Here is a 23,836-nt window from a genome sequence, read left to right on the forward strand (position 1 = left end):
GCTCGGCCGGCCGCCGAGCCGGCGCTGAGGGCCGGCCGATGGAAATCCTGCTGCTACGCCTGGACTTCTGGGACTGGCTGGCCTTCGGTACCGTCCTCCTGCTCCTGGAAATCTTCGGTGCCGGCGGCTATCTGCTGCGGGTCGGCCTCACCGCCGCTTGTGTCGGTGCGCTCGGCGCGCTCCTGCCGGGACTGGCCTGGCCCTGGCAGGTAGGGCTGTTCGTCCTGCTCTCCGGGCTGGTCGCCGCCTTGCATCGACGCCGTCGCCGCAAGGCCGGTAGCGTCGAGGAAACGCCAGGGTTGCAGCGACGCGGCGACGACCTGTTCGGCCGCACCTTTCCCTTGCACCGGGCGATCGTCGGCGGGCTCGGCGAGCTGCGCGTCGAGGACGCGTTATGGCTGGTCAGCGGTCCCGACCTGCCGCGCGGCGCCCTGGTCCGGGTCACCGGCCAGGACGGCGCCCTGCTGCACGTCGAGCCTGCCGCTCCCTGAATCGCTGTAGCTCCCGGCCGGCGGGGGCTGTACGGCAGCGGAAAAAGCGACCGGACGGTCATCCCCGCTGGAACTCCGGGACGGCAAACGCGATCTGATGTAACACGCAGCCCCCTATCAGGAGTTCCCCCATGCGTTCCGTCAAACTCGCCGCCGCCACCCTGGTCATCGCCGCCCTGCCGCTGGGCTCGGCCATGGCCGATACCTTCTGGCGCAACATCATTTCCTCGGGTGCCACCACGGCCTCCACCTACCTGACCTTCCGCCACGACCACAAGCTGATCGTCGCCGCGCAGGACGACGCCGGCAGCTACATCGCCAGCGACGGCGCGATCCGCGGGCCGTACCTGGAAGCCGCCCTGCAGAAGCTGCGCAACGACAACCCGGACCTGCAGGCCAGCGACATGGAACTGGCCAGCGCGATCCTCGCCGGCGGCGAGCAGTCCGCCGTCCAGCAGTAGGCCCCGGCGACCTCGCCTCCGCCCGGAGGCGAGGTCACTCGCGGTAGTCGTCCAGCGGCACGCAGGCGCAGAACAGGTTGCGGTCGCCGTAGACGTTGTCCACCCGGTTAACCGCCGGCCAGTACTTGAACGCCCGCGCATGTTCGCTCGGGGTCACTGCCTCGGCGATCTCGTAGGGTCTCTGCCAGATCCCGGTGACGTCGGCCAGGGTATGCGGCGCCCGTTTCAGCGGGTTGTCCTCCGCCGGCCAGGCGCCGCTCTCCACCTTGCCGATCTCGGCCCTGATGCTCAGCATCGCCTCGACGAAGCGATCCAGCTCCGCCTTCGACTCGCTCTCGGTCGGCTCCACCATCAGCGTGCCCGGCACCGGGAAGGACATGGTCGGGGCGTGGAAGCCGTAGTCCATCAGGCGCTTGGCCACGTCTTCCTCGGTTATCCCGGTCTGCGCCTTGAGCGGTCGCAGGTCGAGGATGCATTCGTGGGCGACGCGCTCGTTGCGCCCGCGGTAGAGCACCGGGAACGCCCCGTCCAGGCGGTTCGCCAGGTAGTTGGCGGAGAGGATCGCCACCTCGCTGGCGTCGGCCAGCTGCGGGCCCATCATGGCGATGTACATCCAACTGATCGGCAGGATGCTGGCGCTGCCCCAGGGCGCCGCGCTGACCGCGTCGTTCAGCGGGTTCGGCCCTTCGACGCGGATCACCGGATGGTTGGCGACGAACGGCGCCAGGTGCCGCTTGACCCCGATCGGCCCCATGCCCGGCCCGCCACCACCATGGGGGATGCAGAAGGTCTTGTGTAGGTTCATGTGCGAGACGTCCGCGCCGATGTCCGCCGGTCGCGCCAGGCCGACCTGGGCGTTGAGGTTGGCGCCGTCCATGTAGACCTGGCCGCCGTGGCGGTGGACCACTTCGCAGATCTCGCCTATCCCCTCTTCGTAGACGCCGTGGGTCGAGGGATAGGTGATCATCAGGCAGGACAGCCGGTCGCCCGCCTCGGCCGCCTTGAGGCGCAGGTCGTCGAGGTCGACGTTGCCGCAGGGATCGCACTCGACGATCACCACCCGCATGCTGGCCATGATCGCCGAGGCCGGGTTGGTGCCATGCGCCGATGCGGGGATCAGGCAGATGTCGCGCTGGCTATCGCCGCGGCTCTGGTGATAGCGGCGGATCGCCAGCAACCCGGCATATTCGCCCTGTGCTCCCGAGTTCGGCTGCATGCAGATGGCGTCGAAGCCGGTGATCGCCCGCAGCCAGGCTTCCAGTTCGTCGATCATCCGGCGATAGCCCTCGGCCTGCTCGCGCGGCACGAACGGATGCAGTTCGGCGAATTCCGGCCAGGTGATGGGGATCATTTCGCTGCTGGCGTTGAGCTTCATGGTGCAGGAGCCGAGCGGGATCATCGCCTGGTTCAGCGCCAGGTCCTTGCCTTCCAGCTGGCGCAGGTAGCGAAGCATCTCGGTCTCGCTGTGGTGGGCGTTGAACACCGGATGCTGCAGGTAGGCCGAAGTGCGTTGCAGGACCGCCGGGATGCCGTCGGCCACCGCCCCGCCATCCAGGTGCGCGACATCCAGCCCGTGGCCGGCGCCGAGGAAGATCTCGAACAGGGTCGCCAGGGTCGCCGCGTCACAGGTTTCGTCGAGGCTCAGGGCCAGCCGCCGGTCGTCGACCACGCGCAGGTTGACCCGTGCCGCCCGCGCCCGTTCGAGGATCGCCGCCTGACGCTCGCCGACCTCGTAGGTCAGGGTGTCGAAGAAGTGCCGGTTGAGCCGCCGCAGTCCCTTGCTTTCCAGGCCCGCCGCCAGCAGCGCGGTCAGGCGCTGGACGCGTTGGGCGATGCGTTTCAGCTCCTGCGGCCCATGGTAGACGGCATACAGCGAAGCAATGTTGGCCAGCAACACCTGGGCGGTGCAGATGTTCGAGTTGGCCTTTTCCCGACGGATGTGCTGCTCGCGGGTTTGCAGGGCCATGCGCAACGCCGGGTTGCCGCGGGCGTCGCGGGAAACGCCGATGATCCGCCCCGGCATTGCCCGCTTGTACCCTTCGCGGGTGGCGAAGAACGCCGCGTGCGGCCCGCCGTAGCCCATCGGTACGCCAAAGCGCTGGGCGCTGCCGAGCACCACGTCGGCACCGAGTTCCCCCGGCGGGGTCAGCACCAACAGGGCGAGCAGGTCGCTGGCGACGCAAGCCAGCGCCTGTTGGCCGTGCAACGCCTCGATAAGCGGGCGCAGGTCGCGGATCTCGCCGCGACTGTCCGGGTATTGCAGCAAGGCGCCGAACACCGCGTGGGCGGCAAGATTGTCCGGCTCGTCGACGACCAGCTCGAAACCGAACGCCTCGGCGCGGGTACGCAACACCGAAACGGTCTGCGGATGGCAATGCGCATCGACGAAGAACCGGTTGCTCCTGGCCTTCGCCACCCGCCTGGCCAGGGCCATGGCCTCGGCGGCGGCGGTGGCTTCGTCGAGCAGCGAGGCGCTGGCCAGGTCGAGTCCGGTGAGGTCGATGGTCAGTTGCTGGAAATTCAGCAGCGCTTCCAGGCGGCCCTGGGCGATTTCCGGCTGGTAGGGCGTATAGGCGGTGTACCAGCCGGGATTCTCCAGCACGTTGCGGAGGATCACCGGCGGCGTCACGGTGCCGTAGTAGCCCATGCCGATCAGGCTGGTCCAGCGCTGGTTGAGTCCGGCGTAGCCGCGCAGGCGCGCCAGGGCGGCCTGTTCGTCGAGCGCGGCGGGCAGTTCCAGCGGCCGGTTGAGGCGGATCGCCGGCGGCACCGTCTGCACGATCAGTTCGGCGCGAGTGGAAACTCCGAGGAAATCCAGCATGGCCTGCTGTTCCGCCGGATCGGGGCCGAGGTGGCGGCGCAGGAAGGCATCGGCGGGCTGGAGCTGGGCGAGGGACGGCGTCTGCGACATGGCTTCGGTCTCGTTGGGGGCGGCATCGCCCTGCCAGCGATCGTCGCCGAACGGATATCGAATGAGAAAGCAACGACGGCGAAAACGCATTTCGCCGCTGCAAAAAGAACAAAGCCTCGAATGATCGAGGCCTTGTCCAAGGATAGCGGGTTTTGTCGCGACTACGCGGCGGCTCAGCCTTCCGCGTCGACGGCGGCCTGGTAGCCAGCGGCGTCGAGCAGCTTGTCCAGCTCGGCCGGATTGCTCGGCTTGAGCTTGAAGAACCAGGACGCGTACGGGTCGTTGTTGACGTCTTCCGGGGTGTCGGCCAGGGCTTCGTTGATAGCGATGACTTCGCCGCCGATCGGCGAATAGATGTCGGAGGCGGCCTTCACCGACTCGACCACGCCCGCTTCCTGGCCGGCGGCGAGGGTCTTGCCCAGCTCCGGCAGCTCGATGAAGACCACATCGCCAAGGGCTTCCTGGGCATGGTCGGAAATGCCCACGGTAACGCTGCCGTCGGCTTCCAGACGAGCCCATTCGTGGCTCTGGGCGTAACGCAGTTCGGCGGGAATATTGCTCATCTTGTTTTCCTCGAAGTCGGGGGCGACGGCGGTCGCCATTGCCAGGTTAGATCAGGGGCTTGCCGTGACGCACGAAACTGGGCTGGACCACCCGTACCGGGTACCACTTGCCGCGGATTTCCACCTCGGCGCGGTCGCCGGTGGCGGCCGGCACGCGGGCCAGCGCGATGGACTTGTTCAGGGTAGGCGAAAAGCTGCCGCTGGTGATCTCCCCCTCACCAATGCCAGCTACCCGCACCACCTGGTGGGCGCGCAGCACGCCGCGCTCCTCCAGAACCAGGCCGACCAGCTTCGGCTGGTCGCCGGCGGCCTTCTGCGCTTCCAGCGCGCGGCGGCCGACGAAGTCCCGCGCAACCGGCTCCCAGGCTACGGTCCAGCCCATGTTGGCGGCAAGCGGGGAAACGCTTTCGTCCATGTCCTGGCCGTAGAGATTGAGCCCGGCCTCCAGGCGCAGCGTATCGCGCGCCCCCAGGCCCGCCGGGGAGATCCCGGCGCCAACCAGCTCGTTGAGGAAGCCCGGCGCCTCGGCGGCCGGCAGCATGATCTCCAGGCCGTCCTCGCCGGTGTAGCCGGTGCGGGCGATGAACCAGTCGCCCTCGGCACGGCCCTGGAACGGCTTGAGTTCGCGTATCAGCGCGGCGCGTGCCGGGGATACCAGTTCGGAGCTGTGCACGCGGGCGTTGGGGCCCTGGATGGCGAGCATCGCCAGGTCGCCGCGTTCCTGCAGGTCGACCTTGAAGCCGGCGGCCTGCGCCTGCATCCAGGCGATGTCCTTGTCGCGGGTGGAGGCGTTGACCACCACCCGGTAGCCGTTCTCGGTCAGGTAGACGATCAGGTCGTCGACCACCCCGCCCTCTTCGTTGAGCATCGCGCTGTAGAGCGCCTTGCCGGTCTCGCCGAGGCGCGCCACGTCGTTCGCCAGGAGATGCTGCAGATAGGCCGTGGCCTGCTCGCCGGCGACGTCGACCACGGTCATGTGGGACACGTCGAAGACGCCGCAGTCACGCCGGACCTGATGGTGCTCCTCGACCTGCGAACCGTAGTGCAGCGGCATGTCCCAACCGCCGAAATCGACCATCTTGGCGCCGAGCGCGACGTGCAGCTCGTAAAGCGGGGTGCGCAATCCCATGGGTATTCTCCTTCCGGGCGTAGCGGGTGCCGTCGGCAGAGACCGCCGGCACGAAATCGCGCGCATTGTAGCCGCAAGCCCCGGAGCAGGACACCATGGAAGCGTGCCGCGATCCGTGCATAGACCCTACGGCCTGCATGGATACTAGGCTCAGCGATCGGAATGATGGGCAGAACGACGAATCAACCCGACCACCGGTAGCAGGCCGACCAGCACCAGGGTCAGGGCCGGCAGCGAGGCGCGCGCCCATTCGCCCTCGCTGGTCATCTCGAAGATCCGTACGGCCAGGGTGTCCCAACCGAAGGGACGCATCAGCAGGGTCGCCGGCATCTCCTTGAGCACGTCGACGAAGACCAGCAGCGCGGCGCTCAGCGAGGCCGGCAGCAACAGCGGCAGGTAGACCCGCAGGAACAGCAGCGGGCCGCCCACGCCGAGGCTGCGCGAGGCTTCCGGCAGCGACGGGCGGATCCGCGCCAGCCCGCTTTCCAGCGGCCCGTAGGCCACCGCCATGAAACGGATCAGGTAGGCCAGCAGCAGGGCGAACAGACTGCCCAGCAGCAGCGGCTTGCCGGCGCCGCCGAGGGCGCTGGAAAGCGGGATCACCCAGTGATTGTCCAGCCAACTGAAGGCCAGCATGATCGAAACCGCCAGGACCGAGCCTGGCAGCGCATAACCGAGGTTGCCCAGGCCCACCGCGCCGCGGATAGCGCGGGTCGGCGCCAGGCGCACGGCGAAGGCCAGCAGCAGGGCCACGGCGACCGTCGCCAGTGCGGCGATGCCGCCCAGCGTCAGGGTATGGCCGATCAGGTCCCAGTAGCGCTCGTCGAGGTCGAAACGGCCCTGGCGCCAGAACCAGACAACCAGTTGCGCCACGGGAATCACGAAGGCGCAGAGGAACACCAGCCCGCACCAGGCGCTCGCCGCCAGCGCCCTGGCGCCGCGCAGGCGGTACAGCGGCGCGCCGCGCGGACGCTCGCTGGCGGCCTTGGCCCGGCCTCGCGTGTGGCGCTCGCCGAGCAGCACCAGGCATACCCCGAGCAACAACAGGCTGGCCAGCTGGGCGGCGCTGGAGAGGCTGTAGAAGCCGTACCAGGTCTTGTAGATAGCGGTGGTGAAGGTATCGAAGTTGAACACCGATACCGCGCCGAAGTCGGCCAGGGTTTCCATCACCGCCAGCGCCAGGCCGGCGCCGATCGCCGGCCGCGCCATCGGCAGGGCGACCCGCAGGAACGCCTGCCAGGGCGACAGGCCGAGGACCCGCGCGGCTTCCATCAGGCCCTTGCCCTGGGCGATGAAGGCGCTGCGCGCGAGCAGGTAGACATAGGGATAGAACACCAGCACCAGGACCAGGATCACCCCGCCGGTGGAGCGTACGCGCGGCAACCGCAGGCCGCTGCCGAACCACTCGCGCAGCAGGCTCTGCACCGGTCCGGCGAAATCCAGCAGGCCGACGAAGACGAACGCCAGGACGTAGGCCGGGATCGCGAACGGCAACATCAGCGCCCAGTCCAGCCAGCGCCGCCCGGGGAATTCGCAGAGGCTGGTGAGCCAGGCCAGGCTGACCCCGAGCAGAGTCACGCCGATGCCGACGCCGAGCACCAGGGTCAGGGTGTTGCCGAGCAGGCGCGGCAACTGGGTATCCCACAGGTGGCTCCAGATTTCCCGGTCGATCTCCAGCCAGCTCAGCAGCAGCACGCTGAGCGGCAGCAGCACCAGCGCGGCAACGGTGAAGGTGATGGGGTACCAGCGGCGGGGAGCGGGATGGGCCACGAAATCCTCGGTGCGGAACGAACGACGCCCCGCTCGGACGAGCCGGGGCGCCGAGTATAACCGGCGGTCAGTTCCAGCCGGCGCGGTCCATCAGGCGAATCGCCTCGGCCTGGCGCTTGCCGGCGACTTCCACCGGGATGCTGTCGGCCTTGAAGCTGCCCCAGCTGGCGACTTCGGCTGACGGCGCGACCTGCGGGTTGGCCGGGAATTCCTGGTTGATCCCGGCGAACAGCGCCTGGGCATCGGGCCCGGTCATCCATTCCACCAGCGCCTTGGCTGCCTCGGGATGCGGTGCGTGGCGAGTCAGGCCGATGCCCGACAGGTTGACGTGGACGCCGCGGTCGGCCTGGTTCGGCCAGAACAGCTTGACCCGCAGGTTCGGGTTCTGCTTGTGCAGGCGTCCGTAGTAGTAGGTATTGACGATGCCGACGTCGCACTGGCCGGCGTCCACCGCCTGGATCACCGCGTTGTCGTCGGCGAATACGTCGGTGGCCAGGTTGTTCACCCAGCCCTGGAGGATTTCCTCGGTCTTCTGCGCCCCGTGGGTCTCGATCAGGGTCCCGGTCAGCGACTGGTTGTAGACCTTCTTCGCCGTGCGCAGGCACAGGCGGCCTTCCCATTGCTTGTCGGCCAGGGCTTCGTAGGTGCTCAGCTCTTCCGGCTTGACCCGCTCGGTGGAGTAGACGATGGTCCGCGCGCGCAGCGAAAGTCCGGTCCAGCTATCGGTGCTGGAACGATACTGCGAGGGAATGTTCCGTTCGATGGTGGCCGACTTGAACGGTTGCAGCAGGCCCATCTGCTCGGCCTGCCAGAGGTTGCCGGCGTCCACGGTGAGCAGCAGGTCGGCCGGGGTGTTCGCGCCTTCGGCCTTGATCCGCGCCATCAGCGGCGCTTCCTTGTCGGTGATGAACTTGACCTTCACGCCGGTCTTGCTGGTGTAGGCATCGAACACCGGCTTGATCAGCTCGTCGATGCGCGAGGAATACACCACCACTTCGTCGGCGGCCTGGGCCAGGCCGGTGATGCCCAGAGCCAGGGCGGCGAGTAGAGCTTTGCTTGCCTGCATGAAGAACAGCCTCGTCAGCGGAACGTAGGCACGAATGATAAGAAATCTCGCTTGCGAACCCGCGCGACTAAATGTGTCGGGGTGTTTCGCCTGCGTCCAGGCCGCCGAGGATGGCGAGAAACGCCTCCACCGCGGCGCTGCGGCCATGGCGGCGGGTGAAGACGAGGAAATCGGCCAGCGCCTCGGGCTCGGCCAGCGGGCGATAGACGACTCCGGCCCGGGCCAGCGCGGTGCTGCAACGCGGCACCAGGGCAACGCCCTGGCCGGCCGCGACCAGGGCGATGATCGAGGTGATCTGGCGTCCGGCCGGTCCCCTCGTCAGCGCCAGCCCGGCCTTCCGGTAGAGGCGCTCAATCAGTTCGTTGAGGCCGGAGCCGTAGTCCAGCGGAAACAGGATCAGCGGCCGATCACGCAGATCGTACAGGTCGATCCGCTCTTGCCGCGCCAGCGGATCGCCGTTGGGCACGGCCACCACCAGCGGCTCGCCGCCCAAGGCCAGCACCTCGATGCCGACCTGGCCTTCCGGCGGCGGCAGGCGCCCCAGCCCCACATCGATGCCGCCTTCGGCGATCTGCGCCCATTGCGCTGCCGAAGCGCCTTCGAGCAGCTCCAGTTGCACCTCCGGATGGCGCTCGCGGAACAGTCGGATCGCCTCGGTGAACAGGTCCGACAGGGCGATGGAGCTGGCGTAGCCGAGGGTCAGGTGGCCGGCCAGCCCCTGCGCCAGCTTGCGGGCGAAGCCGGCGGTGCGCTCCAGTTGGTCCAGCAGGCCGCGTGCGTAAGGCAGGAACAGGCTGCCCTCGGCGGTGAGGGTCACCGCCCGGCTGGAGCGGTCGAACAGGCGAAAGCCCAGCTCTTCCTCCAGCGCGGATATCTGCCGGGTCAAGGGCGGCTGCGCCATGTGCAGGCGCTGGGCGGCGCGGCCGAAATGCAGGGTTTCGGCAACGGCTGCGAAGCAGCGCAGGCGGCGTAGGTCGAGCATGCGGTTCCTCGGTATCGATCGGTCCTGAATCGGTATTGGCCAGCCCGTCGGGAGCACCCCTATAACAGGGGGTTTCTCGTCCAGGCAGAGCGTTCCATGAATTCGTCCCAGGGTTTCCCCCGCCTCGCGCTGTTTCTCTGCGGTTGCGCTGCGTTCCTCAATCTCTATACCACCCAGGGCATCTTCGACGAACTGGCGGCGAGCTTCCACATCAGCGCCCATCAATCGAACTGGAGCATCACCGCCACCACCCTGGCGGTGGCCCTCGCCGCGCCCTTCGTCGGCCGGCTCAGCGGCGGCCGCGAGCGCAGCCGGGTGATCGCCTTCGCCGCCAGCCTGCTCTGCGTGCCCATGCTGCTGGCCGCCCATGCCGGCAGCTTCGCCGCCTTCCTGCTCTGGCGCTTCGCCGAGGGGATGCTGATTCCCCTGCTGTTCGCCAGCAGCGTGGCCTACATCGGCGAGCGCTGGAGCGGCGGCGCGGTCATCGAGCTGACCAGCCTCTATGTCGCCGGGACCATCCTCGGCGGCTTCGCCGGACGCTTCCTCACCGGCCTGCTGACCGAGGAATGGGATTGGCGCGTCGCCTTCCGGATCCTCGCCGGGCTGACCCTGCTCATCGCCGTCGCCATCCGCGCGCTGCTCCCTGCCAATTCTGGCAGGCACTCGCCCGCACCCGGGAAACGCCCCTTAGTATCCCGTGAACTGTTCCGGGCTCCGCTGCTGTCGTCCTACGCGGTGGGGTTCTGTGTCCTCTTTTCCCAGGTCGCCATGTTCACCTATATCGGCATCCATCTCAGCCGTCCGCCGTACAGCCTGGACACCGCTCAGCTCGGCTCGATCTACGCGGTGTTCCTCCTCGCCCTGCTGGTGATTCCCGCCAGCGGCCGCCTGGCCCGCGCCCGCCCGCACCGCCAGTTGCTGCTGGGCGCATCGCTGCTGGGCGTCTGCGGCTCGCTGCTGACCCTGGCGCCGGGCCTGCCGACGATTCTCGTCGGCCTGGCTCTCAGCGCCACCGGCGTGTTCCTCGCACAGTCCACGGTCAACGCTTTCACCGCCAGCAACGCCGGGACCGACAAGGCCGGCGCCGTCGGCCTCTACCTGACCTGCTACTACGCCGGCGGCAGCCTCGGCGCGGTGCTGCCGGCGCCATTCTGGGACCGCTGGGGCTGGCCGGGCTGCCTGGGCCTGATCCTCCTGGCCCAGTTGCTGCCGTTGCTGCTGACCCGCTACGGCTGGTCCGCACCACAGGCCGAACGCGCGGCCCTGCGCGCGTCGCAAGGAAGACCGTAACCATCGCAAGAACAACAAGAACCGACAGGAGGTTAGCCATGAACCATGTCATCACCCCCCACAGCAAGCTGCTCGGCGTCATCGAGCCAGTCCTCAACGACATGCCCGCCGGAACCCTGCGCCATGCGCTGTTCCGGGCCTTCTGGGACGAGACGGCGTCGTTGCTGGACATCGAGGACGCCTTCGCCCGGGTCACCGCCCGGCGCCAGGCGGTCGAGCCGCTGCGCAAGTTCTTCGCCAGCTGGTCGAAGACCAACAACTCGGCGGCCAGCGTTTCCGGGCTGGCCAATCGCCTGACCCTGCTGGCCCGTTCGGAACAGGGTTCGGCAGCGGCAGACCAGCTCTATCGAGGCTGCGGCAGCCTGCAACGGATCACCGACGAAGACCTCGGCGCCCTCGGCAACACCGTGCATGCCGATCTTTTCTACACCATGGCCACCACCCTTTGCGGCGACGACCGCTGGCTGCTGCGCGAGAACTGCCTGCCTTCGGCGCAGGCGTTCAAGGACTGGACCGACCGCCAGCGCCTGCGCGAGCGCGACCTGATGCAGGGACTGCTGACCACGCTGGTACACGAGGTCTATACCCACGGCGAGGTGGAGTACATCCACCCGCTGTACAAGGAATGGTTCAGCCGCGACATGGGCGTACCCGCCGAACGCGCCCGCGCCACCGTGGCCTGGGTAACGGTGCACACCGGCGGCACCGAGAGCAATCACTTCGCCCACGCCACGGCGGCGGTGAACGCCTTCGTCGAGGCGATGGAAATCGAGGTGAACGAAGAAGCCGCGCGCAACCTGTTCGGGCTCTACCTGCGCAACAAGGCGCAGGTCATGCGTGACTGCGCGGCGATGTTCTGAGGACTGGCGGCCCTCCCGTCAGGGGAGCCGCCCCGCTCAGACTCGTGCCAGCGCCGGCAGGTCGCCGCTGAGGCCAAGCGCCTGGCGGACGAACAGCGCCTTGGCCTCGTGATGGCCGTCGACCAGGCGCAGGCCGGCGTTGCGCAGCCAGCGCAGCGGCAACCGGTCGGCCTGGAACAGGCGTTCGAAGCCTTCCATCGCCGTCATCATGCCCAGGTTGTGCGGCATCCGCCGCCGCTCGAAGCGACTCAGCACGCGTTCGTCGGCAAGCCGTTCGCCGCGCTCCAGGGCATGCAACAGAACCTCGGACAGCACCGCCGCATCGAGGAAACCCAGGTTCACGCCCTGTCCGGCCAGCGGGTGGATGGTGTGCGCAGCGTCGCCGACCAGCGCCAGGCCCGGCTCGACGTAACGCTTGGCGTGCCGCTGGCGCAGCGGGATGCACAGGCGCCGGTCGGCATGCAGGATGGCGCCCAGGCGCCGTTCGAAAGCTTCGCCGAGGGCAGCGCGGAAGCCATCCTCGTCCAGCGCCATCAGCCGTTCTGCCTGTTCCGGGGTGGTCGACCAGACGATCGAGCACCAGTGTTCGTCGCCGCGGTCCGGCAGGGGCAGGAAGGCCAGCGGGCCGTCGTCGGTGAAGCGCTGCCAGGCGGTTGCGCGGTGCGCGTTCTCGCAGCGCACGCTGGTGACGATGGCGTGGTGCAGGTAATCCCATTCGCGGGTGGCGCAGCCGGCCAGGCGGCGTACCGCCGAGTTGGCGCCGTCGGCGGCGACCACCAGCGGCGCGCGCAACTGACGGCCGTCGGCCAGGGTCAGCAGCCAGTCGTCACCGGAGTGGCGCATCTGTTCCAGGCGCGCGTTGGCCAGCAGGCCGGTGGTGGAATCGTGCAGGCGTTCCAGCAGAGCGTCCTGCACCACCCGGTTCTCGACGATATGGCCGAGCACCTCGGCGTGCACGCTGGCGGCGCTGAAGCCGATCCGCCCGGTGCCGGAGCCATCCCACACCTGCATCTCGCGATAGGGCTCGGCGCGGCGCGCGACGATGCCGTCCCAGGCGTGCAGGCGCTGGAGAATCCGCCGGCTGGCTTCGGACAGCGCGCTGACCCGCGGCTCGTAGGGCGCCTCCGGCTTGAACGGCGCCACGTCGAGCGAGCCGCCGTCCACCAGCAGCACCTCCAGGCCGCTGCCCTCCAGGGCCAGGGCCAGGGCGCTACCGACCATGCCGGCGCCGACGATGACCAGATCCGCGTGCATATCCTCGTTCTCCACTCGTGGGCCCTCTTCAGGCCGCGTTCCGCAGGCGCGGCTTGAGCCGCACGTACAGGGTTTTCTGAACCCGCGCCACCAGGGTGCCGGCGTCGTCGCGCACTTCGGCGTGCAGCCGGGGCAGGTACTTCTCGCCGCCGGCGGTCCGCTCACGGACCTCGTCGAGCAGCTTCTGGTCGATGCTGAAATGCGCATGCACCGGGCCCTTGCCCGGGCTGACGAACTCGATGTTGGCCGCCTTGTCCCAGACCACGTAGTCGCGGCCCAGGTTCTCCATCAGCATCAGCATGAAGAACGGGTCGGTCATCGCGTAGAGGCTGCCACCGAACTGGGTGCCTACATAGTTGCGATTGAGCCGGTTCAGGCCCATACGCACCCGAACCTCGCGAAAATCGCCAGCGATGTGCCGCACACGGATGCCCGCCCCCAGGAAGGGCGGGTAGAGGTTCATGGCGAAGCGCAGCAGGCGGGCCTTGCGCGCCCTCGACCAGACCGGCATGGCGCTACAGCGGCCGCGCGCCGAGGCCCATGGCCTGACGGGCGAACCAGCGCTTGGCCGGCGGCAGCAGGTCGAGCCCGAGCAGGCCGAGGTTGCGCCCGGCGCCGAGCAGCGCGCGGTCGTTGGAGAACAGCCGGGTCACCCGGTCGGAGAAGCCGACGGTCATCTGCTGGTCCAGGCGCTGCCCATCGAGGTAGCGCTGCAGCACGGCGAACTCGCCCAGCGGCGCGTCGTCGTGGAGCAGGGCGTCGACCAGCGCCAGGGTGTCGCGCAACGACAGGTTGAAGCCCTGGCCGGCGATAGGGTGCAGACTGTGCGCAGCGTTGCCCAGCACCACCAGGTGCGGACGCACCTGCTCGCGGGCCTCGACCAGGTGCAAGGGGTAGCAGTGCCGTGCGCCGACCTGGCGGAAGGCGCCGAGGCGGTAGCCGAAGGCAGCCTGCAGCTCGCCGAGGAAGGCCGCGTCATCGAGGCCACGCAGACGTTCGGCGTCCTTGCCTGGGCGGGTCCAGATCAGCGCGCAACGGTTCTCCGGCAACGGCAGCAGGGCCATCGGACCGCTGGGGGTGAAGCGCTCGAAGGCCTGCCCGAGGTGCGCCTCGGAGGGCGATACGTTGGCGATCAGCGCAGTCTGCCGGTACGGCGTCTGCTCCACGGCGATGCCGAGTTGTTCGCGCAGCCCGGAACGACCGCCATCGGCGAGGATCGCCAGCTCGCAATCGAGTTGCGTCTCGTCGTCGAGGGTAAGCCGGTAACCGCCCTCCCGGGCTTCCAGGGTCTTCACTTCGGCCGGGCAGTGCCAGCGCACCACCTCGGGGTCGAGCGCCTTCCACAGGCACTGGCCGAGCCAGGCGTTCTCCACCACGTAGCCCAGCGCCGGCACGCCTTCCTCGATGGCGGTCAGGCGGGTGGCGCCGAAGCGGCCGCGGTCGGAAACATGGATATGCAGGATCGGCTCGGCGCGCTCGGCGATCGCCGGCCACAGGCCGAGACGCTCGTAGATCTGCCGGCTGCCGTAGGACAGCGCCGAAGAGCGGGCGTCGTAGCTGGGCTGGTAGGCATTGCCGGGGGCGAAGGGTTCGATCAGCACGATCGACCAGCCGCGCTCCCGAGCGCCGGCCTGCAGGGCCAGCGCCAGCGAGGCGCCGACCAGGCCCCCGCCGATGATCGCCAGGTTGACCTTGCTCATCGTCACCTCAGGCTGCCTCGCTCTTGGCCGCGGCCATCAGCGCCTCGATCTCGGCGACGGTCTTCGGCACGCCGTTGGTCAGCACTTCGCAGCCATTGCGGGTGACCACCACGTCGTCCTCGATGCGTACGCCGATACCGCGCCACTTCTTCGCCACCGAGGTATTGTCCGGGGCGATGTAGATGCCCGGCTCGACGGTCATCGCCATGCCCGGTTCGAGCACCCGCCATTCGCCGCCGACGCGGTACTCGCCGACGTCGTGCACGTCCATCCCCAGCCAGTGGCCGGCGCGGTGCATGTAGAAAGCCTTGTAGGCCTCGTGGGCGATCAGCTCGTCGACGTCGCCCTCCAGCAGGCCCAGGCGCACCAGCCCGGCGGTGATGACCCGTACGGTGGCCTCATGGGCCTCGTTCCAGTGGCGACCGGGGGCGATGTAGTCGAACGCCGCCATGTTGGCTTCCAGCACCAGTTCGTAGATCGCCTTCTGCTCGGGGCTGAAGCGGCCATTGGCGGGGAAGGTACGGGTGATGTCGCTGGCGTAGCAGTCGATCTCGCAGCCGGCATCGATCAGGATCAGGTCGCCGTCCTTGATCGCCGCATCGTTCTCGCGGTAGTGCAGGATGCAGGCGTTGCGTCCGGCGGCGACGATCGAGCCGTAGGCCGGCATCTTCGCCCCGCCCTTGCGGAACTCGTATTCCAGCTCGGCTTCCAGGTGGTACTCGAACAGCCCCGGCCGGCACACCTCCATCGCCCGGATGTGCGCCCGGGCGGAGACCTCGGCGGCGTAGCGCATGACCTTCACTTCGTTGGCGCTCTTGTACAGCCGCTGGTCGTGCAGCAGGTGGTCGAGGGCAACGAACTCGTTCGGCGGCTGCGCGCCCTGGCGGGCCTTGGAGCGGATCACGTTGATCCAGTCCATCAGCCGGCGGTCGAAGTCGGGATTGGCGCCAAGGGCGTAGTAGACCCGGTCGCGGCCTTCGATCAGGCCGGGCAGGATGTCGTCGATATCGCCGATGGGAAAGGCGTCGTCGGCGCCGTACTGGCCGATCGCACCGTCCTGGCCGGCGCGCAGGCCGTCCCACAGTTCACGCTCCGGATCCCGCTCGCGGCAGAACAGCACGTATTCGCCGTGGGCACGGCCGGGAATCAGCGCCATCACCGCCTCCGGCTCGGGGAAGCCGGTGAGGTACTGGAAGTCGCTGTCCTGGCGGTAGACATGCTCGACGTCGCGATTGCGGATGTACATCGGCGCCGCCGGCAGGATAGCGATGCTGTTGGGTTCCATCTGCGCCATCAGCGCCTTGCGCCGACGGGCGTACTCCGACTTGGGGATACGGATCATGCAGAAACCTCAGTGCAGTGAAGGCTTGGGAGCGGGCTCCAGCGGCTTGCCGCACTCGGCGAACAGCAGCAGCGGAGCGACCCGCAGGTATTCCATGACTTCCATATAGTCCGTCTCGCCATCCTCGCTGTCTTCCAGCTGGCCCTGGACCTGGGCGATGGCGGCCATGTCCTGCAGCACTTCCTCGGCCTCGCCGGTCAGGCTGCCTTCGCGGGCGGTGAGGCCGAAGCCGGCGAGGAAACCCTGGCACCATTGGCCGAGCGCCTCGGTGCGCTGGGCGAGCGGGGTTTCGTCGTCGGGCAGGAGCATGACGACGGCGACCTCGCCGGCGGAAAAGTCCTGCCGGACCATGCCGAGCAGGCCGGACAACGCGGCCTTGAGTCGTTCGCCCGGCGCGCCGCCGAGCAGTTCGGCGGCAGCGTGTTGCCAGGCGGCCTCGTCGAAGCCGGCGCCGGCGCAGACCCGACCCAGCAGATGGCCGTGCAGCTCGGCCGGCGAGACCGGCATGGCCGCCTCGGCGAGAAGGGAGGAAAAGGCGCTGTAGGCGGAATTCTGAGTGGACATCTCGGGACCCTGACGGCTGGGCGCCATTGGGGCGCTACACGTGAAATGAAGATGGTTATCCTAGCACCGCCCGCCCCGGCAAGACCATGCGACCGGTTGCCGGCGCGCCGGCCCGGCCGGGGCATTGGCCCCGACCGGGGACGATCCTATATAGTTGTCCAATCACCCCAATTCCCAAGCGAGAGCCCATGGAAGACGCCGATCTGCAATTGTTGACGGCCAAGTTCGACCAGCTGCTCCAGAAGCTGGAACAGCTCAAGGCGGAGAACCGGCTGCTGCGGGCGAACGAAAAGTCCTGGCGCGAAGAGCGCGCTCATCTGATCGAAAAGAACGAAATGGCGAGACACAAGGTCGAAGCGATGATTTTGCGTCTGAAAGCCTTGGAGCAGGACACATGAGCCAGTCGAATACCCTCACCGTGCAGATTCTCGACAAGGAATACTGCATCAATTGCCCGGACGACGAGCGCGCCAACCTGGAAAGCGCCGCCCGTTACCTGGACGGCAAGATGCGCGAGATCCGCTCCAGCGGCAAAGTCATCGGCGCCGACCGGGTTGCCGTGATGGCCGCCCTCAACATCACCCACGACCTGCTGCACCGCAAGGAGCGCCTGGACCAGGAAAGCAGCTCGACCCGCGAGCGCGTGCGCGAACTGCTCGATCGCGTCGACCGCGCCCTGGCGAATCCGGCCGATGCCGGCGAAGCCTGACCCGGGCGCGGCCAATTCGGGTATACTGGCCTCCGCTCCCTGGTGTGTTGGCCAGTCGGTGATGTCCCTGAGCCGATAACTGCAACAACGGAGGTTGCCAGTTGGACCGGTGTGCATGTCCGCACGACGGAAAGCCTTAAGGTCTACTGCAACCGCCACCTTGAACTTTCGGGTTCAAGGGCTAACCCGACAGCGGCACGACCGGGGAGCTACCTTTCCACATGATCGAATCGCAAGACCTCAGCCGCCCGGCCCTGCGCCGCAAGCTCCGCCAGGCGCGCCGCGCGCTCTCCCCCCTGCAGCAACGCCTCGCCGCCCGCGCCCTCTATCGACAACTGGCGCAGCATCCCCTTTTTCGCCGTGCCCGCCATATCGCCCTGTACCTGCCCAACGACGGCGAGATCGACCCGCGTCCGCTGCTGCGTGCGGCGCAGAAGCGCGGCAAGGCCACCTACCTGCCGGTGCTGGCGCCCTGGCCGCGGACGCGCATGGTGTTCCAGCGGGTCGGCAGCGGCGAACGCTGGACCCGCAACCGCTTCCGCATCAGCGAACCGCTGGCCGACGCCGGCCGCCAGCGCAAGGCCTGGGCGCTGGACCTGGTACTGCTGCCGCTGGTGGGGTTCGACGAACAGGGCGGGCGCCTGGGCATGGGCGGCGGCTTCTACGACCGCAGCCTGGCCTACCTGACGAGGCGCAAAAATGGTCACAAACCGACGCTGATCGGCCTGGCCCATGAATGTCAGAAGGTGGATCGACTGGCGCTGGCCAGCTGGGACATTCCCCTGGCGGGAACGGTGACCGATGCGGGCTGGTACGTGGCAGGGAAACGCTAGGAAGGAGGGAGAACCCTGGGTACCGCGTTCCATGCGATACCCGGCGAGTCTTACGGCTGTTGCGTCACCTGGGCGGGCGTACTGGCCTGTCGTTCCCAGAGGCTCTGGGTATAACCGGTGGTGACGACCCCAAGTCCGAAGATGATGACCAAAACCCACAGCAAGTCTGGCTTGCGCTTCATCGATTGCCTCCCCCTTCCAGGCAATTTTCGAGGCCGGTCCTTGCGATTATCTTATCGCCTGAGCACCCTGCCCCGCTGAAAAACGGCATTTTCCGATAAGCTGAAGTCATACGCAATTACACCGGCGACCGGTGGTCACGCGCAGACGTTTCCTACGTACATCTACGAAAGAGGAGCAAAGTTCATGCCTGCCTACTGGCTGATGAAATCCGAGCCGGACGAACTCTCGATCCGCGACCTGCAGCGCCTCGGAACCGCCCGCTGGGATGGCGTGCGCAACTACCAGGCGCGCAACTTCATCCGCAGCATGAACCCCGGCGACCTGTTCTTCTTCTACCACTCCAGTTGCCCGCAGCCCGGCATCGCCGGTATCGCCCGCATCGAGGGCGAAGCCTATCCCGATCCCACGGCCCTGGATCCCGCCAGCCCTTACCACGACCCCAAGGCCAGCGCCGAGAAGAATCCCTGGAGCGCCCGCGACGTCAGCTTCGTCGAAGCCTTCGCCGAGGTCGTTCCACTGGCCCGGCTGAAGGCGCAGGACGCCCTGGCCAACCTCGCCCTGGTGCAGAAGGGCAGCCGTCTCTCGGTGATGCCGGTCAGCGCCGAGGAATGGCAGGCGATCCTGCCGCTGGCGAAACGCTGAAGCCATCGCTCAGGCCATCTGCGAGATGGTCCGGCGGAAACGCCAGAGCGCGCCGAAGAAGAACGCCGAACCGATCGCCACGATGCCGGCGAACTGCGGCCAGACGATGTCGAAACCGGCGCCGCGGAACAGGATCGCCTGGGCCAGGCTGACGAAATGCGTGGTCGGAGCCGCCAGCATGATGTTCTGCACCAGTTCCGGCATGCTTTCCCGTGGCGTGCTGCCGCCCGAAAGGATGTTCAGCGGCAGCAGCACGAGGATGGTCAACAGTCCGAGCTGCGGCATCGAACGCGCCACCGTGCCGAGGAATATGCCCATGGAGGTGGTGGCGAACAGATGCAATCCGGCGCCGAGCAGGAACAGCCCCACCGAGCCGCTGATCGGCACGTCCAGCCAGCCACGCACCACCCACTGCAACGAGAGCCCCGCCGCCACCAGCACCACCAGCCCCATCGACCAGACCTTGGCCATCATGATCTCGAAGGCCGACAGCGGCATCACCAGCAGGTGCTCGACGGTGCCGTGCTCGCGCTCGCGGATCAGCGCGGCGCCGGTGAGGATGATCGACAGCATGGTGATCTGGTTGATCACTTCCATCACCCCGCCGAACCAGGCCTGGGTCAGGTTCGGGTTGAACTCCATGCGCACCTCGATCTGCGCCGGCATGCTCGGCTCCGCGCGGTAGCGGCTGACGAACTCGCGCACCTCGGTGGCGACGATGTTCTGGATGTAGCCCGCGCCGGAGAACGCCTGCCCGGTCTGGGTCGCGTCGACGTTGACCTGGATCGAGGGCTTGCGCCCGGCCAACACGTCGCGCTGGAAGTCCGGCGGAATATCGAGGGTGAAGGTATACAGGCCGACGTCCATGCCGCGATCCATCTCGGCATGCCCGATCATTTCCGGCGGCCGGAAGTACGGGGGCTGGAAGGCATTGACGATACGCGACGAGAGTTGCGAGCGGTCCTCGTCGACCACCGCGATCGGCGCGTGATGCAAGGTTTCCGGAATACCGGTAGCGGAACTGTAGACGCCCAGGGTGAAGGCCCAGACGATCAGTGCCAGCATCGCGTAGTCGCGGCCGAGGCTGCGGAACTCCTTGATGCCCAGGTTGAAGATGTTGGCCAGGCTGCGCATCGCTCAGTCCTCCTGCTTCTTCAGGCAGGCCACGCTGAGCAGGGTCAGCACCACGATGGAAGCGGCAAGCGGCAGGTAGTAGGCCCAGAGATCGGGCAGGCCCAGCGATTTGGAAAAGGCGCCGCGGCTGACCACCAGGAAATGCGAGGTCGGATAGAGCTTGCCGATCCAGGCCGCCGCACCTTCCAGCGAGGACACCGGGTGGATCAGCCCGGAGAACTGGATCGCCGGGATCATGGTGGCGATCGCCACGCCGAATACAGCGGCGATCTGGCTGCGCATGAACGTCGAGAGGAACAGCCCGAGGCCGGTGCTGGTGACCACATAGAGGAAAGCGCCGATGGTCAACGCCAGGAAGCTGCCCTTGAGCGGCACGCGAAATACCACGATGGCCAGGACCAGCATCAGCAGGAAGTTGATCATGCCCATGGCGACGTAAGGCAACTGCTTGCCGACCAGGAACTCCAGGCGCGTCACCGGGGTGACATAGAGGTTGGTGATCGAGCCCAGTTCCTTTTCGCGCACCACGCCGAGGGCGGTGAGCATGGCCGGGATCATGATCAGCAGCAGCGGGATCACCGCCGGCACCATCGCCTTCAGGCTTTCCACGTCGGGGTTGTAGCGATAGCGCACCTCGGTGCTGGCCGCCGCGCTGGCCTCGGCCCCACCCACCTGCCGCGAGAGGTCCGCCAGGTAGCTGGTGTGCAGGCCCTGCACGTAGCCGAGCACGGTGTTGGCACGGGTCGGCATCGCTCCGTCGATCCACACGCCGATGGCCGGATCGGAGCCACGCTTGAGATCGCGCCCGAAGTTCGGCGGGATCTCCACCGCCAGGCTCAGCTCGCCGCTGCGCAGGCGCCGGTCGAGGTCGTCCGGGTCGGTGATCGGCGCATGTTCGACGAAATAGCGCGAGCCGGCGATGTTCAGCGCATAGGCCTGGCTGGTGGTGGTCTGGTCACGGTCGAGGACCGCCCAGGAGAGGTCCTCGACGTCCATGTTGATGCCGTAGCCGATGATGAACATCAGCAGCGCGGTGCCGAGCAGGGCCAGGGTCAGGCGGATCGGGTCGCGGCGCAGTTCCATGGCTTCGCGGCGCGCATAACTGAACAGCCGCAGGGGGCTGAAGCGTTCGCGTTGCGCCTGGCGCCCCTGGCCATCGCCGGGCTGCTCCGCGACGGCCGGCGCCTCGGCCGGTTGCGCTGGCGCGGCGGCGCCGGCGGCTTCTTCCAGGTACGCGATGAAGGTCGCCTCCAGGGTCGGCAGGCCGCGCTGGCGCACCAGCTCATCGGGAGTATCGCTGGCCAGTACCTTGCCGGCATGCATCAGCGAGATGCGATCGCAGCGCTGGGCCTCGTTCATGAAGTGGGTGGAAATGAAGATGGTCACCCCGTCGCGGCGCGACAGCTCGACCATCAGTTCCCAGAAGCCGTCGCGAGCCACCGGATCGACCCCCGAGGTGGGCTCGTCGAGGATCAGGATCTCCGGCTTGTGGATCACCGCCACCGCCAGCGACAGGCGCTGGCGAATGCCCAGCGGCAGGTCGTCGGGCAGTTCGTCGGCCACCTTCTCCAGGTCGAAGCGCCGGAGCATTTCGCCGACCCGTGCCGGGATGCCATCCGCCGGCAGGTGGAACAGCCGGGCGTGCAGCACCAGGTTCTGCCGCACGCTCAGCTCGGCATACAGGGAGAAGGCCTGGGACATGTAACCGACCCGGCGACGGGTCGCCATGTCGCTGGCGTCCACCGCCTGGCCGAACAGCGCGCACGTGCCTTCGCTGGCCGGCAGCAGGCCGGTGAGCATCTTCATGGTGGTGGACTTGCCGCAGCCGTTGGAGCCGAGGAAGCCGAAGATTTCCCCACGCTCGATACGGAAGCTGACGTGATCGACCGCGACGAAGTCGCCGAAACGACAGGTCAGGCCCTCGGCCTCGATGGCGATCCGCGGCGCGCCTTCGCTCTGCGGTCGCGGCGGGATCACCAATCGATGGTGGCCGGCGCGCTTGCTTTCCGGCAGCAGGGCGATGAACGCCGACTCGAGGCTCTGCGTCCCGGTACGCTCGCGCAACTCCTGCGGCGTACCGGTGGCCAGGACCTTTCCATCGTCCATCGCCACCAGCCAGTCGAAGCGCTCGGCTTCCTCCATGTAGGCGGTGGCGACCAGCACGCTCATGCCTTCGCGGCCCGCGCGGATACGGCCGATCAGCTCCCAGAACTGGTTGCGCGACAGCGGGTCGACGCCGGTGGTCGGCTCGTCGAGGATCAGCAGGTCGGGATCGTGGATCAGCGCGCAGCACAGCCCGAGCTTCTGCTTCATGCCGCCGGACAGCTTGCCCGCAGGACGCTCGGCGAACGGCGCCAATCCGGTGCTTTGCAGCAGATCGGCGATGCGCCGCTCGCGCTCGGCCTTGTCGTGGCCGAACAGCCGACCGAAGAAGTCGACGTTCTCGAACACCGAGAGCGTCGGGTAGAGGTTCTTGCCCAGCCCCTGGGGCATGTAGGCGATGCGCGGGCAGACCGCCCGGCGGTGGCGGCGGTCGCGCATGTCGCCATCGAGCACGCGGATCTCGCCATCCTGCATCTTCCGTGCGCCGGCCAGCAGCGCCAGCAGGCTGGACTTGCCGACCCCGTCCGGACCGATCAGGCCGACCATGCGGTTGGCCGGGATCTCCAGGCTGACGTCGTCCACCGCGCGCGTCTCGCCGTAGCACAGCGAAACGCCCCGGAGGCTCGCCACGCCGCTCCCGCCAGCGGTCATTGCGGAACCTTGATCTGCAGGTTGGCCGGCCACTCGACCTCAGGGTCCAGTCGCAGGTAGGCCATTCCGGGCACGCCGGTCTTGACGTAGGTGATGTATTTTTCCAGCAGCGCCGGATCGAGCCGCGCCTTGACCCGGAACATCAGCTTCTCCCGCTCGTTGGCGGTTTCCACCGTTTTCGGGGTGAACTGGGCGACGCTGGCGACATAGGAAACCTTGGCCGGGATCACGTAGTCCGGCACCGCGTCGATCACCAAGCGCACTTCCTGGCCCAGTCCGACCCTGCCGGCCTGCATGGATGGCAGGAAGAAAGTCATGTAGACGTCGGCCAGGTCGACCATGTTGAGCAGCTTGCCACCGGCCGGCAGCACTTCCCCCGGCTGTGCCACGCGGTACTGCACGCGGCCGTTGCGCGGCGCCTTGAGCAGGCTGTCGTCGATATCCGCCTGGAGCCGGGCGACGCTGGCCTTGGCCGCCTCGATGGCCGACTGCGCCTCGATTACCTGGGAACGCCCGGCCTCGATCGCCGCCTGCGCCGAAATCACTTGCGAGCGTGCCGCGGACAACGCCGCCTGGGCGCTCTGCAGGGTCGCCCGATCGTCGTCGAGTTGCTGTTGCGGCAGGGCATTGCGCTTGACCAGCGCCTCGGTACGGGTGAAGCGCTTCTGCGCCGCTGTCAGCTCGGCCTGGCGCTGCGCCACCACGGCCTGGGCGGTGCTCTTCTCGCTCTCGCGCTGGGCCACCAGCGAGGTCGCGGTGAGCTTGGCGTTCTCCGCCTGGCGCACCTGGGCCTGGGCCTGGGCCAACTGCGCCTCGAGCACCTGGGTATCCATCCGCGCGACGATTTCGCCGGCCTTGACGAAGTCGCCCTCGTCGACCTTGATCTCGGCGACCCGCCCGGGAAGCTTGGCCGCCACGTCCACCTCGGTGGCCTCGATGCGTCCGTTGCCGCTGGCGAATCCCTCGCCCAGGCCGGTCGGTCGCGATACCTGCCAGACCAGCACGCCTACGCCGAGCAGCGCCGCCACGACCAGGGCACGGCTCAGCCACCGTTTGCTTTCCTGTTTCATCCCTTCTCCTCGCACGTTCGGCCAGGCCGCGGCGATGACGCTCACGCTGGAAAGCGCGGCCGCCGCGGACTTCACTGGCTCGATTGTCCCTCCAGGGCGGCGCGCAGGTGTTGATGCACGTCAGACGC

22 protein-coding genes and 1 other RNA gene are annotated in these 23,836 nt (G+C 67.8%); 9 read left to right on the forward strand and 14 right to left on the reverse strand.

Translation table 11 applies throughout. The annotated features are described in order from the left end of the window. The first annotated feature begins 38 nt into the window (after positions 1-38). Both HMPREF2581_RS22600 and HMPREF2581_RS22605 read left to right on the forward strand, forming a co-directional pair. Positions 39-491: an NfeD family protein gene (locus HMPREF2581_RS22600; RefSeq protein WP_003109994.1), complete on the forward strand. Its 453-nt coding sequence runs from the start codon at positions 39-41 to the stop codon at positions 489-491. A gap of 131 nt (positions 492-622) precedes the next feature. After that, positions 623-952, forward strand: coding sequence for a DUF2388 domain-containing protein (locus tag HMPREF2581_RS22605; RefSeq protein ID WP_003096280.1), 330 nt, complete (start codon positions 623-625; stop codon positions 950-952). Between the two features lie 34 nt (positions 953-986). Here the strand turns inward: HMPREF2581_RS22605 and gcvP are convergent, their stop codons facing one another. From gcvP to HMPREF2581_RS22635, 6 genes are all read right to left on the reverse strand, one after another. Further along, a complete protein-coding gene (gcvP, locus tag HMPREF2581_RS22610; RefSeq protein ID WP_003141946.1) occupies positions 987-3,863 on the reverse strand; it encodes an aminomethyl-transferring glycine dehydrogenase in 2,877 nt (958 codons plus the stop codon). A gap of 173 nt (positions 3,864-4,036) precedes the next feature. After that, the gene (gene gcvH, locus HMPREF2581_RS22615; protein ID WP_003107397.1) at positions 4,037-4,426 is read right to left on the reverse strand and encodes a glycine cleavage system protein GcvH; all 390 of its coding nucleotides are present in this window, start codon (positions 4,424-4,426) and stop codon (positions 4,037-4,039) included. A 46-nt stretch (positions 4,427-4,472) separates the two neighbouring features. Then, positions 4,473-5,555: a glycine cleavage system aminomethyltransferase GcvT gene (gene gcvT / locus HMPREF2581_RS22620; RefSeq protein WP_003136048.1), complete on the reverse strand. Its 1,083-nt coding sequence runs from the start codon at positions 5,553-5,555 to the stop codon at positions 4,473-4,475. A 150-nt stretch (positions 5,556-5,705) separates the two neighbouring features. Next, entirely contained in the window at positions 5,706-7,325 is a 1,620-nt protein-coding gene (locus tag HMPREF2581_RS22625) for an ABC transporter permease (RefSeq protein WP_003099178.1), read from the reverse strand. A gap of 67 nt (positions 7,326-7,392) precedes the next feature. After that, positions 7,393-8,391: an extracellular solute-binding protein gene (locus HMPREF2581_RS22630; RefSeq protein WP_003096289.1), complete on the reverse strand. Its 999-nt coding sequence runs from the start codon at positions 8,389-8,391 to the stop codon at positions 7,393-7,395. 67 nt (positions 8,392-8,458) lie between these two features. Then, on the reverse strand, positions 8,459-9,373 hold the full coding sequence (locus HMPREF2581_RS22635) for a LysR family transcriptional regulator (protein ID WP_003110664.1): 915 nt from the start codon (positions 9,371-9,373) through the stop codon (positions 8,459-8,461). 96 nt (positions 9,374-9,469) lie between these two features. Between HMPREF2581_RS22635 and HMPREF2581_RS22640 the strand changes: the two genes are divergently transcribed. Both HMPREF2581_RS22640 and HMPREF2581_RS22645 read left to right on the forward strand, forming a co-directional pair. Next, positions 9,470-10,663 (forward strand): MFS transporter, encoded by a 1,194-nt coding sequence (locus HMPREF2581_RS22640; protein ID WP_003141948.1) that lies wholly within the window; start codon positions 9,470-9,472, stop codon positions 10,661-10,663. Between the two features lie 38 nt (positions 10,664-10,701). Beyond that, positions 10,702-11,523, forward strand: coding sequence for a hypothetical protein (locus tag HMPREF2581_RS22645; RefSeq protein WP_003141949.1), 822 nt, complete (start codon positions 10,702-10,704; stop codon positions 11,521-11,523). Positions 11,524-11,559: 36 nt separating this feature from the next. Here HMPREF2581_RS22645 and HMPREF2581_RS22650 read toward each other — a convergent pair whose 3' ends face one another. The 5 genes from HMPREF2581_RS22650 to HMPREF2581_RS22670 are packed head-to-tail and all read right to left on the reverse strand — an operon-like array spanning position 11,560 to position 16,383. Beyond that, a complete protein-coding gene (locus tag HMPREF2581_RS22650; protein WP_003110667.1) occupies positions 11,560-12,777 on the reverse strand; it encodes a 2-octaprenyl-3-methyl-6-methoxy-1,4-benzoquinol hydroxylase in 1,218 nt (405 codons plus the stop codon). 28 nt (positions 12,778-12,805) lie between these two features. After that, positions 12,806-13,288, reverse strand: coding sequence for a hotdog fold domain-containing protein (locus HMPREF2581_RS22655; RefSeq protein WP_003099189.1), 483 nt, complete (start codon positions 13,286-13,288; stop codon positions 12,806-12,808). Positions 13,289-13,292: 4 nt separating this feature from the next. Further along, positions 13,293-14,477: a 2-octaprenyl-6-methoxyphenyl hydroxylase gene (gene ubiH / locus HMPREF2581_RS22660; protein WP_003096305.1), complete on the reverse strand. Its 1,185-nt coding sequence runs from the start codon at positions 14,475-14,477 to the stop codon at positions 13,293-13,295. 7 nt (positions 14,478-14,484) lie between these two features. Continuing rightward, positions 14,485-15,819 carry a Xaa-Pro aminopeptidase gene (pepP, locus tag HMPREF2581_RS22665; RefSeq protein ID WP_003096308.1) on the reverse strand — a complete coding sequence of 445 codons (1,335 nt, stop codon included), beginning with the start codon at positions 15,817-15,819 and terminating at the stop codon, positions 14,485-14,487. 9 nt (positions 15,820-15,828) lie between these two features. Next, the gene (locus tag HMPREF2581_RS22670; RefSeq protein WP_003099193.1) at positions 15,829-16,383 is read right to left on the reverse strand and encodes a YecA/YgfB family protein; all 555 of its coding nucleotides are present in this window, start codon (positions 16,381-16,383) and stop codon (positions 15,829-15,831) included. Between the two features lie 188 nt (positions 16,384-16,571). On the opposite strand from HMPREF2581_RS22670, the gene HMPREF2581_RS22675 reads away from it, so the two are divergent. The 5 genes from HMPREF2581_RS22675 (at position 16,572) to HMPREF2581_RS22695 (ending at position 18,750) form a co-directional block, all read left to right on the forward strand. Then, complete coding sequence (locus tag HMPREF2581_RS22675) at positions 16,572-16,781, forward strand: TIGR02449 family protein (RefSeq protein WP_003096314.1); 210 nt, start codon at positions 16,572-16,574, stop codon at positions 16,779-16,781. Next, on the forward strand, positions 16,778-17,092 hold the full coding sequence (locus HMPREF2581_RS22680; protein ID WP_003096316.1) for a cell division protein ZapA: 315 nt from the start codon (positions 16,778-16,780) through the stop codon (positions 17,090-17,092). Before HMPREF2581_RS22675 ends, HMPREF2581_RS22680 begins: the two co-directional genes overlap by 4 nt. Before the next feature lie 33 nt (positions 17,093-17,125). After that, positions 17,126-17,304: non-coding RNA, 6S RNA (ssrS, locus tag HMPREF2581_RS22685), on the forward strand. Between the two features lie 9 nt (positions 17,305-17,313). Then, positions 17,314-17,925, forward strand: coding sequence for a 5-formyltetrahydrofolate cyclo-ligase (locus HMPREF2581_RS22690; protein ID WP_003141950.1), 612 nt, complete (start codon positions 17,314-17,316; stop codon positions 17,923-17,925). 366 nt (positions 17,926-18,291) lie between these two features. Then, positions 18,292-18,750 (forward strand): EVE domain-containing protein, encoded by a 459-nt coding sequence (locus tag HMPREF2581_RS22695; protein WP_003096326.1) that lies wholly within the window; start codon positions 18,292-18,294, stop codon positions 18,748-18,750. A 9-nt stretch (positions 18,751-18,759) separates the two neighbouring features. Here HMPREF2581_RS22695 and HMPREF2581_RS22700 read toward each other — a convergent pair whose 3' ends face one another. Genes HMPREF2581_RS22700 through HMPREF2581_RS22710 form a run of 3 tightly spaced genes read right to left on the reverse strand, consistent with a single transcriptional unit; the run spans position 18,760 to position 23,708 of the window. Further along, positions 18,760-19,884 (reverse strand): ABC transporter permease, encoded by a 1,125-nt coding sequence (locus HMPREF2581_RS22700; RefSeq protein ID WP_003110669.1) that lies wholly within the window; start codon positions 19,882-19,884, stop codon positions 18,760-18,762. A 3-nt stretch (positions 19,885-19,887) separates the two neighbouring features. Then, complete coding sequence (rbbA, locus tag HMPREF2581_RS22705) at positions 19,888-22,638, reverse strand: ribosome-associated ATPase/putative transporter RbbA (RefSeq protein ID WP_003141951.1); 2,751 nt, start codon at positions 22,636-22,638, stop codon at positions 19,888-19,890. Then, positions 22,635-23,708 carry an HlyD family secretion protein gene (locus HMPREF2581_RS22710; RefSeq protein ID WP_003136086.1) on the reverse strand — a complete coding sequence of 358 codons (1,074 nt, stop codon included), beginning with the start codon at positions 23,706-23,708 and terminating at the stop codon, positions 22,635-22,637. Before HMPREF2581_RS22710 ends, rbbA begins: the two co-directional genes overlap by 4 nt. Between the last annotated feature and the right edge of the window lie 128 nt (positions 23,709-23,836).

The organism is Pseudomonas sp. HMSC057H01 (assembly GCF_001836405.1).
Lineage (GTDB): Bacteria > Pseudomonadota > Gammaproteobacteria > Pseudomonadales > Pseudomonadaceae > Pseudomonas > Pseudomonas aeruginosa.